Source organism: Mesorhizobium sp. 1B3 (assembly GCF_050958605.1).
GTDB lineage: Bacteria > Pseudomonadota > Alphaproteobacteria > Rhizobiales > Rhizobiaceae.
Map to the genome: position 1 here is coordinate 59,180 of NZ_JBJHDO010000004.1, position 14,945 is coordinate 74,124.

The following is a 14,945-nucleotide window of genomic DNA, read 5'->3' on the forward strand; positions in this document are numbered from 1 at the left end:
TTTCGCCCTTCTATTTGGTGCGTCCTTCGAGGCTCGCTTCGCTCGCACCTCAGGATGAGGATGGTTGGTTCCATGAGTCTCAACCTGAGATGTCCCGAAGTGGCGAAGCGGCACTGCCCCCCTCATCCTGAGGTGCGAGTGAAGCGAGCCTCGAAGGACGCACGGAATCTATTTGTTTTCTCTCGGAACAATCGAAGCGCGGAGGCGATCAATCCGCCTGGTCCTCGGCGGCCGCCGCGGAAATTCCATCGGTTGCCAGCACCTCGACTTCCTGGCTGTGGCCGGGGACGACGGTGAAGTCCCGCTGGTAGATGCGGTCGCGATTCTTGGCCACGACGGCATATTCACCCTCGGCGAGGACCACCGAGGCATAGGCACCCACGCTTTCGCGGACGGGATCGCCGGAATCGCTGACGATCGACCAGGAGGTATCGGCGATTGCCTCTCCGCCTGCTTCTCGCACCAGCTTCAAGGTGATCTCCGCTGCGTGATGCTCGACGGTTGCTTCCGTGAGCTTTCCGGCCTCGACGCGTATGTCGGAGCGGATCACCGCATTGACCGAACCATAGGTCGAGACGACGTGGTAGGTGCCGGCATTGAGCCGCACGACCGTGTTCGGCTTCACGTCTTTGACGATGAGCGCCCGGTCGCCCTCTGTGTCGGCCGTCGCCTCATAGATCGAGAACCGCAGCTTGCCTGGCGGGACCTTCAGGTTTCCGGAGAGCACGGCGTCCAGCTTCAGTCCGCCGGCATCGAGAACGAGGCTGTCGCGCCGCGCCTCGCGACCCACCGTTATCCTCTTGGTGGCGCCGGCCCGGCCAAAGGATGCGTGGACGAGATAACTGCCTGGCTCGAGCTGGAACATGCTCGTCCCGCCTTGCGCCGAGGCGATGAGTGGCAACTTGCCGTCAGGCCCGGCATCGGGCTTGAAGATTCGCCAGACGAGGCCGCGCTTGAGTTCAGGCGAGTCGTCGGTGAGTTGAGCGGCAAGCGTGATCTGGCCTTGGCCTTGCGCCAACGTGCCTTCGCGCAGCGCGGGCGCATAGCTCGCGGCGCCGGGAAAGCTGGACTTTCCCTCCGTCTCCTGGGTATGTCCTTGGTACACCCCTGCCAACAGCATGGCCGTCAGGCTTGGCAGGAGCAGGAGTCTGTGGCGGCCGGCGATCATCGCTTGCCATCAAACCCATGGCGGTGGCAATTTCAAGACCAAATCGCGGCGGCACCACCGCCCGTTCAGTTTCCAGCCGAGCGTACCGTTTTCCCCTGAGGGTCCGCTTCAGCCAAGACCCCGAGGAGAGCGAGGAATGGGCAATCCGATCATCGAATTCATGCTGAACAGGAGCTCCGCTCCGATCCCCGAGCTGCGCGAGCCGGCGCCATCGGATGCCGAGATCGAAACGATGATCCGAATCGCGTCCCGCGTGCCCGACCACGGCAGGCTCGAACCGTGGCGGTTCATCCTTTATCGCGGCGATGCGCGCCTGGCGATCGGCGAAAAGCTCGCGGCGTTGGCGGAGCAGCGCGAGGGGCCGCTGGGTGAGGGACGCCGTCAGCAGGAATTGGCTCGTTTCTCGCGAGCGCCGCTGGTCATCGGCGTCGTGTCGAGCCCCAAGGATCATCCCAAAATCCCCCAATGGGAGATGTTTCTGTCCGGTGGGGCGGCCGCCATGAACCTGGTGATCGCCGCGAACGCGCTCGGCTATGCCACGAACTGGATCACCAACTGGTATTCCGACGTCGAGGAGGGGCGCCGCATCCTGGGGCTGGCCCCGCATGAGCGGGTCATCGGCTTCCTTCATATCGGCACGTTCAACGGAACGGCGCCGGAGCGGCCGCGCCCGGACGTTTCGGCACTTTACGCCGAATACTCAGGGCCTTGGAGCAAAACCTGAGCGTGCTTATGAGCCGGCGAGGGGGCACGGCTGCCCCATAACCCCTTCAAGGCGAATGTGGCACCTCGACCGATCGGGTGGATTTCGTCTGTGAGCGGGCAGGGCAAGGTAAACCTGGCGCTCTATTTCGCGATGCGCCGCCCGCACTGGAATGCCGATTGAGTGTCAAGCCGTCTTCGCTCGCGCCAGCAGGCGTTCGGCGAGCCGGAGATGAGGGCGGTCGTACATCTTCCCGTCTATGGCGACCACGCCGGGATTTCCGGCGGAGCGGAAGGCGTCAACCACCGCCTGCGAACGGGCGACGGCTTCGGCGGAAGGCGTGAAAACCTCGTTGATCACAGCAACCTGAGCTGGATGGATCGCCATCTTTCCCGTGAAACCGTCGCGCTCCGCCTCGACGCATTGTTCGCGGAAGACATCGAGGTTGCGGAAATCTGGAAACACCGTATCGATTGCCTCGGTTTCCGACGCCGAGGCGGCAAGCAGCGTGAGCGTGCGCGCCAGTCGAAAGACGTCGGTGTAGCGCCCCGCCGCATCTCGGGCGGTACGCGCGCCGATCGCCGCCGACAGATCCTCCGCTCCCCAGGTCATGCCGGCAAGGCGCGGCTCGGGACGATAGCTCCCGGCTGCCAGCACGCCGGCGGCGGTTTCGGTGATCAGCGGAATGATTCGCGTGCTGCCATCGATGATGCCGTTGTCGGCCTCGTGGACCCTGAGTTTTGCGGAGAGGTGCGAAACGTCGGCGCCGCTATTGGCTTTCGGCAGCATGATCCCATCGGGCGCGACACGCATCAGCGCGGCCAGATCGTCGTCGATCAGCCCGGACGAAAGGTCGTTGACGCGGACGTAGACACCAACGCCGCTTGCGTGACTCCTTTCCCGGATGAAGGCAGTTGCTATATCGCGAGCGGCCGCCTTGCTTGTGGGCGCGACCGAATCCTCGAGATCGACGATCACGATGTCCGCGCCGGACTGGAAGCCTTTCTCCAGCTTCTTTTCGGAGTCGCCGGGAACGAAGAGCAGCGAACGCATCAGGCTTCCCCGGCTTTTTTCATCATCGCCTGGCGCAGGCATTTGGCCACCAGCTTGCCGTCCTGATTGTAGGCACGGTGCTCGAATTCGACGATCCCACGGTCGGGGCGAGACTTCGATTCACGGACCGACTTGATTTCCGTCTCCACGCGAATCGTATCGCCATGGAACACGGGGTGCGGAAACACCGTCTCCGTCATGCCGAGATTGCCGATCGTCGTTCCGAGCGTCGTATCGTGCACGGAAATGCCGATCATCAGGCCGAGGGTGAAAAGCGAATTGACCAGGGGCTTGCCCCATTCGCTCTTTGCCGCGAAGTCGAAATCGATATGGAGTGGTTGCGGATTGAGCGTCATCACCGAAAATAGCATGTTGTCGCTTTCGGTCACGGTCTTGCGTAGCGGGTGATGGATCACCTGGCCCACAACGAATTCGTCGAGAAACAGTCCGGACATCGTCTCTCCCCACCAGATCTCAGGCAAGGTCATAGGCGGTGAAACCTGCCGCCGCAAGCTGGTTAACGTACATGGTGAACCGTTCGTAAACCATTGCTGTCTATCCCTATGTTCGGGTGTTGGGGAGCTACCGAGGTGACAGTCGTCAGTCATTTCCTGAAATGGATCAATACGGCGCGCGTGTCGGAACGTGCCGCAGCGGCAAGCGCTCTTGCGCAGGCTTATGTCGGCAAGAACCTGCCGTTCGAGGACCGTTGCGCCGCTGAAGCGGCACTTACCCTGCTCCTCGAAGATCCTTCGGCCAAGGTGCGCATGGCGATCGCGGAGGCGCTCTCGATGAGCCGCCATGCGCCGCCGCAGATCCTTGCCGCGCTCGCATCGGATCAGCCCGACATTGCTTCGCTGGTCCTTGCTCGTTCGCCTCTCTTCACCGATGACGACCTGATCGACCGCGTCGCATCGAGCGTCGGGACCGTCCAGCGCATCGTCGCGGGACGCCCCTATGTTTCCATGGCGGTGTCGGCGGCCATCGCGGAACTGGGCGAGGCCGAGGCATGTGTCGCCCTGCTTGCCAATTCAGGCGCGGATATTGCCACGCTGAGTTTCCGTCGCGTCGCCGAGCGCTTCGGCCATGTCGCTGCCGTGCGTGAGGCTCTCGTGGTCGATCCGCGACTCCCTTCCGATTGCCGGCACATGCTGCTGGTGAAAGTCGGTGAGGTTCTCCGCCAGTCACCCCTGGTGGCAGCCTCGATCGGCCCGGTCCGAGCGGAGAGGGTCATGCGCGATGCCTGTGTCAAGGCGTCCTTGACGCTTATCGACGGCATCCGTTTCGACGAGCATGCCGCGCTGGTGGAGCATCTGAGGTTGCGTGGCGACCTCACGAGCGCTTTTATCGTGCGGGTTGTCGCTCACGGGAAGATTGATTTCTTCGGTTCCGTGCTCGTCGGGCTGACCAAGCAGCATCGGAAGCGTGTGACCGCTTTGCTCGCGGGCGGACGCGATATCGCCCTCGCGGCGCTGTTTCGGGCGGCCGGCCTGCCCGCATCCATCGACGGGGTCGTTCTATGCGCTCTCAAGGTTTGGCGCGAGGTTGCAAGCGGCAAGCGGATCGCCGGCGCGCAGGAGGTTTCCTGGCTCATGCTGAACGAACTCGGCGATCGTCCGGCCGATACCAACCTGACCGCACTCCTGAAGTCGATCCACCTCGAGGCGCTGCGCGGCAACGCGCGCGAGCATGCGTTGGCGATTGCTGCTGCGTAGCTTGTTTAGCCCTGGCGGGAGGATCCCGGCAGGCGGATGAGCCCAAAGGGCAGTCCTAATTGCCACCGGTACTAGATGTCCAGCTCCTCGGCTTCCGCGAACTCGGCGCGGTCCTGGATGAAGCGGAAGCGGGCCTCGGGCTTGGTGCCCATCAGTGCGTCGACGGTGCTCTTGGTGGCTTCTTCCTCGTCGAGCACCTCGACCCTCAGAAGCGTGCGCTTCTTCGGATCCATCGTGGTTTCCTTCAGCTGGCTGGCCATCATCTCGCCCAGGCCCTTGAAACGACCGATCTCGACCTTGCCGCGCCCGGTGAATTCCTTCTTGAGGAGTTCGTCCTTGTGGGCGTCGTCGCGGGCATAAAGCACCTTGCCGCCCTGGCTGATCCGGTAGAGCGGCGGAACCGCCATATAGAGATGACCGCCGCGGATGAGCTGTGGCATCTCCTGATAGAAGAAGGTGATCAGCAGCGAGGCGATATGCGCGCCGTCGACATCGGCGTCGGTCATGATGATCACGCGGTCATAGCGCAGGTCGTCTTCGCGATATTTCGAGCGAGTGCCGCAACCGAGCGCCTGGATTAGATCGGAGATGAGCTGGTTGCCGGCCAGCTTCTCGGAGCCGGCGCTGGCGACATTGAGGATTTTGCCGCGCAGCGGCATCACGGCTTGCATGTGCCGATCGCGCGCCTGCTTGGCCGAACCACCGGCCGAGTCGCCTTCGACGATGAAGATTTCGGCCCCCGCCGCGGCATTCTGCGTGCAGTCGGCGAGCTTGCCCGGCAAGCGAAGCTTCTTGACGGCCGACTTGCGACTGACTTCCTTTTCCTGCCGTCGCCTCAAGCGCTCGTCGGCCCGGGCGATCACCCAGTCGAGAAGCTTCGAGGCCTCCTGCGGATTGTCGGCCAGCCAATGATCGAAGGGGTCGCGGATGGCCGACTCGACGATGCGGACGGCCTCGATGGTGGCAAGCCGGTCCTTGGTCTGGCCGACGAATTCGGGCTCGCGGATGAAGATAGACAACATTCCGGCGGCCGAGATCATCACGTCGTCGGCGGTGATGACAGATGCTCTTTTATTTCCAATGAGTTCGGCATAGGCTTTCAAGCCACGCGTCAGCACGTTGCGGAAGCCGGTTTCATGCGTCCCGCCTTCGTGCGTCGGAATGGTGTTGCAGTAGGAGTTGACGAAGCCGTCGCCGCCGAACCAGGTCACCGCCCATTCGATCGATCCGTGGCCGCCCTGCTTCTCGCTTTTGCCGGCGAAGATGTCGCGCGTCACCTGGATCTCGTCCCCGAGGGTAGCGCCGAGATAATCCTTCAGGCCTCCAGGGAAGTGGAAGATGGCCTTTGCCGGAGTCGTGTCCTTCTCCTTGATCAGGAGCGGATCGCAGGACCAGCGGATCTCGACACCGCCGAACAGATAGGCCTTGGAACGCGCCATGCGGTAGATGCGGGCCGGCTCGAAGGCCGCCCCCTTGCCGAATATCTCCGCGTCGGGATGGAAGCGGACTTTCGTGCCGCGCCTGTTGTGTACCTCGCCTAGACTTTCCAGCTTGCCTTGCGGAATGCCGCGCGAGAAACGCTGGCGGTAGAGCCGTCGCCCGCGGGCGACTTCGACTTCAAGAGCATCTGAAAGGGCATTCACCACTGAGACGCCGACGCCATGCAGGCCGCCCGAGGTCTCGTAGACCTTGGAGTCGAATTTGCCGCCGGCGTGCAGCGTCGTCATGATCACCTCGAGCGCCGACTTGTCCTTGAATTTCGGATGCGGATCGATGGGAATACCGCGGCCGTTGTCGGTTACGGTGAGATAGCCATCCGCACCGAGTTCAACCTCGATGAAGGTCGCGTGGCCGGCAACTGCCTCGTCCATCGAGTTGTCGATGACTTCCGCGAACAGGTGATGAAGCGCCTTCGCGTCGGTGCCGCCGATATACATGCCCGGGCGCCGGCGCACGGGCTCGAGCCCCTCGAGCACCTCTATGGCGTTTGCATCGTAGCCGTCACTATCGTCCCGGGCTGGGGTGGGGCGTTGTTTCGCCGCCCGCACCAGAGGATCGTCCGGCCGCGAAGGAGCGCGGGTCGGCTGGGGCAGCTTGTCGAGATTTGCGAAAAGATCGTTGCTGTCGTCCAAGGGCTTTTCTCAACTGCGAATCGCCCCACGATACTGCCACGCTTTGCGGGCGGAGCGACAGAGGTTCCCGTTCCGTTCAGGATTTTCTGCACATGCCCTACGACGGATGGGGCAATGTTTCAATAACCAAAAACCCTGATTTCCGTACAGGGTGGCCGCACAGGGTTCCTAATTCCTTAATCGCTGTTGGCCGGAGTCATTCCTCGGAGGCAGGCCCGGTGTAGCGGCGCCGTACGGCTTCGGCTATCCGCTTCCGGCTTTCCCCAATCGGAAGCGCATCGTCGGTCTCGATCGCGGCGGCTTCGTCGGCCAAAGCGTCGTCCTTGATCTGCCGGCGGAACCAGTCCGAGTAGTCTCCGGCACGCAAATGGTGTTCCCAGGTGCGGTCGTCGACACCTTCGGCGATCTGGAGGAAGATCATCAGATTCTGAGCCCGAAGATTCAATTGGCCGTCGGGTCCCCGGAAATAGAAGCTCGCACCTTCGTCGAGTTCGCCTTGCGCATATTTTCGCGAATGGCGTTTGCGCGATTGGCGGGGTTTTTCGGCCTCGATCACGCGCACCGGCTCGCCCGGTCGCCAGAACAGCACTTGGTTACCCTCCGGCGCGCGAAGGGCTTCCGGCGGCGTGACGCCGGCTTGCTCGCAATATGTCGTAAGCACCTCGTCGGCTTTTGGGCCTAGGGCCAGGACCGCCGTGACCATACGAAGCGCGTCCGGGGCCATCGCGCCGGGATGGACAGTGATGAGGATCGTGCCGGGGAGATCCTTGGAAAGCGCCAGTGACACGCTGTCGCGCGAATTCGGGAGCAAGTGGTGAGCCTCGTCGGCGATCAGCCAATGTGGCCTAGCGGTCTTCGCGCGAAGGTTTGCGAATTCCGGCAGGAAGTCCGCAAAGAATTCCGGACGCTTGTCGTGATCGATCGCCAGCGCGTTGAGAACGACGTTCGTATCCGGTTTCTCCAGCAATTCGAGCGCCTGCTTCCGGTTCGGGGGAGTTGTGCCGTCGCCGACGCTGACGGCATTCTCCAGTTCTCCGTAGTCGCCTTCGGGATCGAAGACACAGAATTGGAAGCCTTTCTCGACGCAACGTTCGGTCAATGCCGTGGCAAGGGTGGATTTGCCGATGCCGGAGCTGCCGGCGATCAGCACGCAATCCATTGGGCGCAGCTCCGCCGGGTGACCTTGCCCATCCTTCCCCACGGATAGCCGGTTGCGGGGCGCCGCACCGATATCCTGATCTCGGGATATCAGTTCTTCGACCAGTTGCTCCACGCCGGTGCCGCGGGCGCCAGTGGTGACGAGATCGGCGGTGTCCTTGACCGCGGGCAGGGCATTGGCCACCGCGACGCTGCAACCGCAGGCTCGCAGGAACGCGTGGTCGTTCTCCGCATCCCCGACCCCGACCACGTTGTGAGCGGAGAGCCCGAGTTCGGCAAGCGCGGCATCGAGGCCGGTTGCCTTGTTGACGCCGCTCGGCAGGATCATCACGGCTCCCTTGTTGAAGATGATGTCGAGTTCGAGCCCGAATTCCTTGATCGTATCGAGAACGGTCGTTTGATGAGGTTCCCACGTGGCGACGATCGAGCGGCCTACGGACAGCGGCGATACGCCTTTGGCTTCGAGGGCGGCGACGAAATCGGGCGATGGTTCGGGCGCGATGGGGCTTTCGCTCTCGGTGGCCGGCGTATACAGCAACGCTCCGTTTTCGGCGACGACCTTGTCGAAGATGCCGATTTCCGGAAAGACGCGCTTGAGATCGGGCAGTTCCCGTCCTGTCACCAGGATCAGCTTTCGTCCGGTTTTCTTCAGACGCTCCAGCGAGGCATACGTGCTTATCGGCACCGACCCGTCGCTGGCCAGCGTCCCGTCATAGTCCGTGGCGAGCGCTATGAAATACATTCCGACCTCCGCTTGGTTGTGCGGCTACAACGCTCGGCGGGCCAGGACAGTTTCGGTTGAAGGTATTCTCTGCCAAGCGCGGGCCTACCCGCCCAGTGCCGAGTGCTCTCCGAGCGGCGATGGCAGGCGGCACGAAGATCATCGGAAAAGGCCGGGGCAGTGCCCCGGCCTGAATCATTCAGCTTGCGAGAGCCTCGATGGGCGGGCAAGAGCAGACGAGATTGCGGTCGCCCCCGACATTGTCCACCCGCGAGACGGGCGGCCAGTACTTGGCGCTCTTGTCCGTATCGCCGCCGGGATAGGCAGCAACCATGCGCGAATAAGGGTGCTTCCAGCCATCGGCGAGGGCCTCGATCGCGGTGTGCGGCGCGTTGACCAGCGGATTGTCGTCCTTGGGCCATTCACCTTTCGCAACCCGCTCGGCTTCGGCCGCGATCGAGATCATCGCCTCGCAGAAGCGGTCGAGTTCTTTCTTGGGCTCCGACTCGGTCGGCTCGACCATCAGGGTCCCGGCGACAGGCCAGGACATGGTCGGCGCATGAAAGCCGTAGTCGATCAGTCGTTTGGCGACATCTTCTACGGTAACGCCCGAGTCGTCCTTGAAGACGCGCGTGTCGAGGATGCATTCATGTGCCACGCGCCCATTCTCACCTCTGTAGAGCACGGGGAAGTAGGCGTCGAGCCGCTGGGCGATGTAGTTGGCGTTGAGGATCGCCGTTTCCGTCGCCTGCTTCAGACCGACCGCGCCCATCATCCGGATATACATCCAGGTGATCGGCAGGATGGAAGCGCTGCCATAAGGGGCGGCCGCCACCGCGTGCTGAGTGCCCCCGGCTACATGGCCGGGCAGGAATGACGCCAGATGCTTCTTCACCCCGATCGGGCCGATGCCGGGGCCGCCGCCGCCATGGGGAATGCAGAAGGTCTTGTGCAGATTCATGTGGCAGACGTCCGCACCCAGATCGCCCGGCCTTGCCAGGCCAACCATGGCGTTCAGGTTCGCCCCGTCGAGATAGACCTGGCCGCCATGGTCGTGGACGAGCTGGCAGATCTCCTTGACGCCTTCCTCGAACACGCCGTGCGTCGACGGATAGGTGATCATCAGCGCCGCCAAACGATCGGCGTGAAGCGTGGCCTTGGCCTCGAGATCGGCGTGGTCGATGTTGCCGGCTTCCGTGCAATTGACGACAACCACTCTCATGCCGGCCATATGCGCGCTGGCGGGGTTGGTGCCATGCGCCGAGGACGGAATGAGGCAGACGTCGCGATGCGTGTCGCCGCGCGCCAAGTGATAGCGGCGAATTGCCAGAAGGCCCGCGTACTCTCCCTGGCTCCCCGCATTGGGCTGGAGAGACACCGCATCGAAGCCCGTGATCTCGCCCAGCCAGTTCTCCAGGTCGTCGATCATCGCGTGATAGCCGGCGCTGTGGCTTTCCGGCGCGAACGGATGGAGATTGGCCACGCTTGGCCAACTCACCGGCATCATCTCCGCGGCGGCATTGAGCTTCATGGTGCAGGAGCCGAGCGGGATCATGGCGCGATCGAGTGCCAGGTCCTTGTCGGCCAGCCTGCGCAGGAAGCGCATCATGTCGGTTTCCGAGCGGTTTTCGTGGAAGACCGGCTGCGACAGGAAATTCTTGCTGCGCGGATTGCCGGGCAGGGCGCTTGCGGCCCCTTCGGCGAGCTCGGTGCCGAACAGCGCGACGATCGCGGCAAGATCGGCCTCCGTCGAGGCTTCGTCGAAATTGATGGATACGCGATCGCTATCGATCGTCCGCACCAGCCGCCCGCCCTTTTCCGCTTCGGCGGCAATGGCTTTGGCACGTCCTGGAACATCGACAGTCACAGTGTCGAAGAATCGCTCACCCGCCAGCTTGAAGCCTGCCGCTTTCAACGACGCAGCGAGCCGGACCGCGAAACCGGCGACACGTGTGGCGATTGCCTGGAGGCCTTGGGGCCCGTGCCAGATCGCATAGGAGGCGGCCATATTGGCAAGAAGCGCCTGGGCGGTGCAGATGTTCGACGTGGCCTTATCACGGCGGATATGCTGCTCGCGAGTCTGCAGGGCGAGCCGGTAGCCCGGCCGCCCGTGCGCGTCGGTCGATTGGCCGACCAGGCGTCCGGGCATCAGGCGGGTCAGCTTGTCCGTCACGGCGCAATATGCGGCGTGCGGCCCGCCGAAGCCGATGGGCACGCCGAAGCGCTGCATCGAGCCCACCGCGATGTCGGCTCCGAGCTTGGCGGGCGCTTCGGTGAGTGTCAGGGCCAGCGGGTCGGCGACGAAGATCACCAGTGCGCCGGCCGTCTTAGCTGCCTCGATGGTCGCCGAGTGGTCGCCATAGACACCATAGGTATCGGGCCAGGGGATGATCACCGCTGCCGTGTTCTCGCCGATCGCGTCGGCGCCGATCTTGATGCCGAGTGGTTCTGCCCGTGTCACCACGACATCGAGCGTTTGCGGATGAAGCGATCCGGCAAGGAAGATCTCGGTACGTTTCTCGCGGTGGTGCCGAAAGGCGATGCCGACCGCCTCGGCCGCCGCACTTGCTTCATCGAGCAGCGAGGCGGAAGCGACTGGAAGGCCCGTCAGCTCGGTCACGAGCGTCTGGAAATGGAAGAGGAGTTCAAGGCGGCCCTGGCTGATCTCCGACTGGTAGGGCGTGTAGGCGGTATACCAGGCCGGGTTCTCGAAAAGATTGCGTTGAATGACCGGCGGCACATGCACGCCGTGATAGCCGGCGCCGATGAAGCTTTTCAGGACCGTGTTGGCGCTCATCTTGGCGAACAACTCGGCGAGCGCATCTGCTTCGCTGGCCGGTTCCGGAAGGTCGAGCGGCCGGCCGAGGCGGATCGACTTCGGCACCGCCTGGGCGATCAGCGTTTCCACCGAGGGTACGCCGAGCGTCGCCAGCATCGCCCTCGTCTCTGCCGGGCCAGGGCCGATATGGCGGCCCGTGAAGGTGGACGGGTTGTCGGTCATTTCAACACTTCCTCAGCCAATGAAGGCGTTGTAACCGGCCTCGTCGAGCAGGCCGTCGAGTTGCCCTTCGTCGGCGAGCTTCATCTTCCACAGCCAGCCCTCGCTTGTGGCCGCCGAGTTGACGAGGGCAGGGTCCGCCGAAAGGGCCGTATTGGCCTCGATGATCTCGCCGTCGGCCGGGGCATAGACATCGGAAGCCGCTTTCACGGATTCGACCACCACGGCCGTGTCGCCCTTCTTCACCATGCGGCCGACTTCCGGCAATTCGACGAAAACGAGGTCGCCGAGCTGCTCCTGCGCGTAGTTGGTGATGCCGACAGTCGCCACGCCGCCGTCGACGCGGATCCACTCGTGGTCCTGGGTGAAATAGGTTTTCGCCATCGAATTCATCCTTTGCGGTAGCGATGCGGCGTGAAGGGAAGGGGGTGGATATCGATCGGGATGCGCGCGCCGCGCACCTCGGCGTAGAAACGATTGCCCGGCCGGGCCATGGGAGTTTCTACATACCCCATGGCGACCGGGTGTCCGGCGGACGGGCCGAAACCACCAGAGGTAACCCTGCCGACCGGCTTACCTCCGGCATCGTAGAGATCGACGTCGTTGCGCACGGGCTGGCGACCTTCGGCCTTGAGGCCGACACGCTTCTGACGGGCTGCAGTTGCCAGGATGCCGCGCAGCGCCTCCGAGCCGACAAATGTGCCCCTGTCGCGGATGTCCTTCGGGATCGCCCATAGGAGGCCGGCGCTTGCTGGATCGGTGGTCTCGGTAATGTCTTGTCCGTGCAGGCAGAGGCCCGCCTCGAGCCGCAGGCTGTCGCGCGCCGCCAACCCGATCCACATGAGTCGATCGTCTTCGAGGAGCCTCGCCACCAGCGCACGTGCATCCTGCTCGGGCAGTCCGATCTCGAAACCGTCCTCGCCGGTATAGCCCGAGCGGCTCATGAACCAATCGGGTTTGGGCTCGATGCCGGTCATGAAGGTCAGCCCGGCGGTATCGACGCCTGCTCGGGCAAGCACAGCCTCTGCCTCAGGCCCCTGGATGGCAAGGAAAACGCGGTCGAGCGGCTTGAGCTGAACCGACAAACCGGAACTGAGGCCGCGCAGATGGGCTTCGTCCGTGGCCGCATTGCCGGCATTGGCAACCACCATGAACCGGTCGGCCGCCAGCCGGGTGACGATCAGGTCGTCGATGATCCCCGCCTTGTCGTTGAGCAGGAACGTGTATTTCGATTGCGAAGCGGCGAGCGCGCCGGCGTCGAGCGGGCAGGCCCGGTTCAGCAGCGCCACCGCGTCCTTTCCCGATAGCTCGAACAGCTTCATGTGGGAGATGTCGAACAACCCGGCATGTTCACGCGTGTGGAGATGCTCTTTGAGCACGCCGGCCGCATAGGTGATTGGCATATGCCAGCCCGCAAACGCACCGAAGCGTGCATTGGCTGCGACATGCAGGTCTTCGAGGGGAAGATGCTTGAGATCGGCGCCGGTCAAATGCTTCTCCAGAATAGCACGTGTCGGCCACACAATGCGGCCTGTTCGTGCCCCTCTGTCTGAAGCCTGAGAGACTCGCGCAACCGGAACCCTGTCGGCGGCGCTTACACCTTCGGCGCGGGGCTCTCACCCCGACTTTCCAGAGTCGTCTTACCTGTCAGCGGTTCTTTTGCCTGAGAGATTTCGGGCGATTTCCCCTTCGGCGGCAGCCAAGGCTGCTCTCTCCCGCTGACCGGCAGGGCCGAAGCCCTCGACGAGTCGGGACGCTAGACCAAGCCGATCGGTTTGTCACCTGTCTGTTTACGAAACCTCAGGCCGCAAGCCGTGCGGCGTGCCATTTCAGGTGATCTTCCATGAAGGTCGAGATGAAGAAATATGAATGATCGTAGCCCTCCCGCATGTTCAGGGTGAGCGGTATGCCGGCGTCGCGGCAGGCGGCTTCCAGCAGCCATGGCCGGAGCCCTTCATCGAGAAAACCGTCCGCCGTACCCTGGTCGACCAGGAATTCCGGGAAACGGTAGCCATCCTCGATGAGGGCGCAGGCGTCGTAGGGACGCCAGCCGCTTTCGTCCGGCCCGAGATATTTCTGGAGAGCGGGCCTCGACCATCCGGCATCCATCGGGTTGACGATCGGTGCGAAGGCGGAGCAGCTCTTGAAACGACCGGGATTCTTGAGGGCAATGGTAAGAGCGCCGTGCCCGCCCATGGAATGGCCTGATATCGCCTGGCGGCTCATGTCTACCGGGAAATTGGTCGCGACAAGGGCCGGCAACTCATCGACCACGTAGGAATACATGCGATAGTTTCGGGCGAAGGGCTCTTCGGTCGCGTCGACGTAGAAGCCGGCACCTTGCCCGAACTGCCAATTGTCCTTCTCGTCGGGCACGTCGGGTCCACGAGGGCTGGTGTCGGGACAGATGATGACGAGACCGAGTTCAGAAGCCATCCTGCGATACTCGCCTTTGTCCATCACATTGGCATGGGTGCAGGTGAGACCCGATAGATACCAAAGGACAGGACGCCTGCCTTCAGCCGCCTGGGGCGGAGCGAAGACAGCGAAGGTCATGTCGACGCCGCAGGCTTCCGACGCGTGGCTGTAAACGCCCTGGATTCCGTCGTGGGATTTGGAGAGAGAGATTGTCTTCATTGTTCTTTCCGCGTTAGCTGCCGAGCGAGACGACGAGGTTGACTGCTGCCGCCACCAGCACCGTGTTGAAGAAGAACGAAAGGACCGCGTGGAGGAGGTTCAACTTGCGCATCGTCGTGGTGGTGACGGCCACGTCCGACGTCTGCGCGGTCATTCCGATGATGAACGCGAAATAGAGGAAATCGTAGCCGGCCGGCTCCTTCGTGCCGGGAAAATCGAGCCCGCCATGGGGCTCGCGGAGATGCGCCTGTAAGCCCTCGACCGTCTCGTCGGGGCGCCAATAACGGTGCGCGTAGTGCATGGCCGCCATCGTATGGACCGTTAGCCAGCCCAGCGCGACCGAGGCAAGCGAGAAGCCGAGCATCACAGCATCCGGTCCGCCATGGCTGTTGATCAGAGCGAAGAGCGAGCCGACTGCCACGACCACAGTGCCGAAGGTTACGGCGAGAATGACCCAATCCGGTTCGTCGGCGCCTGCCGCGTGCTTCTTCAGATAAGCGGGGGTCAACTGCGGTATCTTCAGCGCCGTCAGGACAAGATAAAGGAAAAAGAACGTATTGGCGGCAGCGACGGTGACGAGCTGCCAGCTCAGCCAGCGGCTGGAAAGCAATGTCAGCATACCGCCAAGCGCGGCGACCGCGAATGGCGCGTGGCGCGTAA

At 63.1% G+C, this 14,945-nt stretch carries 12 protein-coding genes, 1 pseudogene and 1 riboswitch; of the genes and pseudogenes, 3 read left to right on the top strand and 10 right to left on the bottom strand.

Features of this window, described 5'->3' with window-relative positions:
• Positions 1-208 precede the first annotated feature (208 nt).
• Positions 209-1,168 (bottom strand): hypothetical protein, encoded by a 960-nt coding sequence (locus tag ACCO56_RS12325; protein WP_433641000.1) that lies wholly within the window; start codon positions 1,166-1,168, stop codon positions 209-211.
• A gap of 136 nt (positions 1,169-1,304) precedes the next feature.
• Here ACCO56_RS12325 and ACCO56_RS12330 point away from each other — a divergent pair, with 136 nt between their 5' ends.
• Positions 1,305-1,892, top strand: a complete 588-nt coding sequence (locus tag ACCO56_RS12330; RefSeq protein WP_433641002.1) for a nitroreductase family protein — start codon at positions 1,305-1,307, stop codon at positions 1,890-1,892.
• A gap of 30 nt (positions 1,893-1,922) precedes the next feature.
• A pseudogene (locus ACCO56_RS12335) lies at positions 1,923-2,018 on the top strand (flavin reductase family protein); the annotation flags it as partial.
• Between the two features lie 39 nt (positions 2,019-2,057).
• Here ACCO56_RS12335 and ACCO56_RS12340 read toward each other — a convergent pair.
• Positions 2,058-2,924, bottom strand: a complete 867-nt coding sequence (locus ACCO56_RS12340) for an HpcH/HpaI aldolase/citrate lyase family protein (RefSeq protein ID WP_433641003.1) — start codon at positions 2,922-2,924, stop codon at positions 2,058-2,060.
• Positions 2,924-3,379, bottom strand: coding sequence for a MaoC family dehydratase (locus tag ACCO56_RS12345; protein WP_433641005.1), 456 nt, complete (start codon positions 3,377-3,379; stop codon positions 2,924-2,926). Before ACCO56_RS12345 ends, ACCO56_RS12340 begins: the two co-directional genes overlap by 1 nt.
• A gap of 108 nt (positions 3,380-3,487) precedes the next feature.
• Here ACCO56_RS12345 and ACCO56_RS12350 point away from each other — a divergent pair, with 108 nt between their 5' ends.
• On the top strand, positions 3,488-4,639 hold the full coding sequence (locus ACCO56_RS12350) for a DUF2336 domain-containing protein (RefSeq protein WP_433641503.1): 1,152 nt from the start codon (positions 3,488-3,490) through the stop codon (positions 4,637-4,639).
• Positions 4,640-4,710: 71 nt separating this feature from the next.
• Here ACCO56_RS12350 and parE read toward each other — a convergent pair whose 3' ends face one another.
• From parE to ACCO56_RS12385, 7 genes are all read right to left on the bottom strand, one after another.
• Positions 4,711-6,771 (bottom strand): DNA topoisomerase IV subunit B, encoded by a 2,061-nt coding sequence (parE, locus tag ACCO56_RS12355; RefSeq protein WP_433641007.1) that lies wholly within the window; start codon positions 6,769-6,771, stop codon positions 4,711-4,713.
• 196 nt (positions 6,772-6,967) lie between these two features.
• Entirely contained in the window at positions 6,968-8,671 is a 1,704-nt protein-coding gene (locus ACCO56_RS12360; RefSeq protein ID WP_433641008.1) for an HAD-IIB family hydrolase, read from the bottom strand.
• Between the two features lie 178 nt (positions 8,672-8,849).
• Positions 8,850-11,651, bottom strand: coding sequence for an aminomethyl-transferring glycine dehydrogenase (gene gcvP, locus ACCO56_RS12365; protein ID WP_433641010.1), 2,802 nt, complete (start codon positions 11,649-11,651; stop codon positions 8,850-8,852).
• Positions 11,652-11,663: 12 nt separating this feature from the next.
• A complete protein-coding gene (gene gcvH / locus ACCO56_RS12370; protein WP_433641012.1) occupies positions 11,664-12,032 on the bottom strand; it encodes a glycine cleavage system protein GcvH in 369 nt (122 codons plus the stop codon).
• Between the two features lie 5 nt (positions 12,033-12,037).
• A complete protein-coding gene (gcvT, locus tag ACCO56_RS12375; RefSeq protein WP_433641014.1) occupies positions 12,038-13,138 on the bottom strand; it encodes a glycine cleavage system aminomethyltransferase GcvT in 1,101 nt (366 codons plus the stop codon).
• A 151-nt stretch (positions 13,139-13,289) separates the two neighbouring features.
• Positions 13,290-13,376, bottom strand: a riboswitch (glycine riboswitch).
• A gap of 72 nt (positions 13,377-13,448) precedes the next feature.
• Entirely contained in the window at positions 13,449-14,285 is an 837-nt protein-coding gene (gene fghA, locus ACCO56_RS12380; RefSeq protein WP_433641016.1) for an S-formylglutathione hydrolase, read from the bottom strand.
• A gap of 13 nt (positions 14,286-14,298) precedes the next feature.
• Positions 14,299-14,904, bottom strand: a complete 606-nt coding sequence (locus ACCO56_RS12385) for a DUF1345 domain-containing protein (RefSeq protein WP_433641504.1) — start codon at positions 14,902-14,904, stop codon at positions 14,299-14,301.
• Between the last annotated feature and the right edge of the window lie 41 nt (positions 14,905-14,945).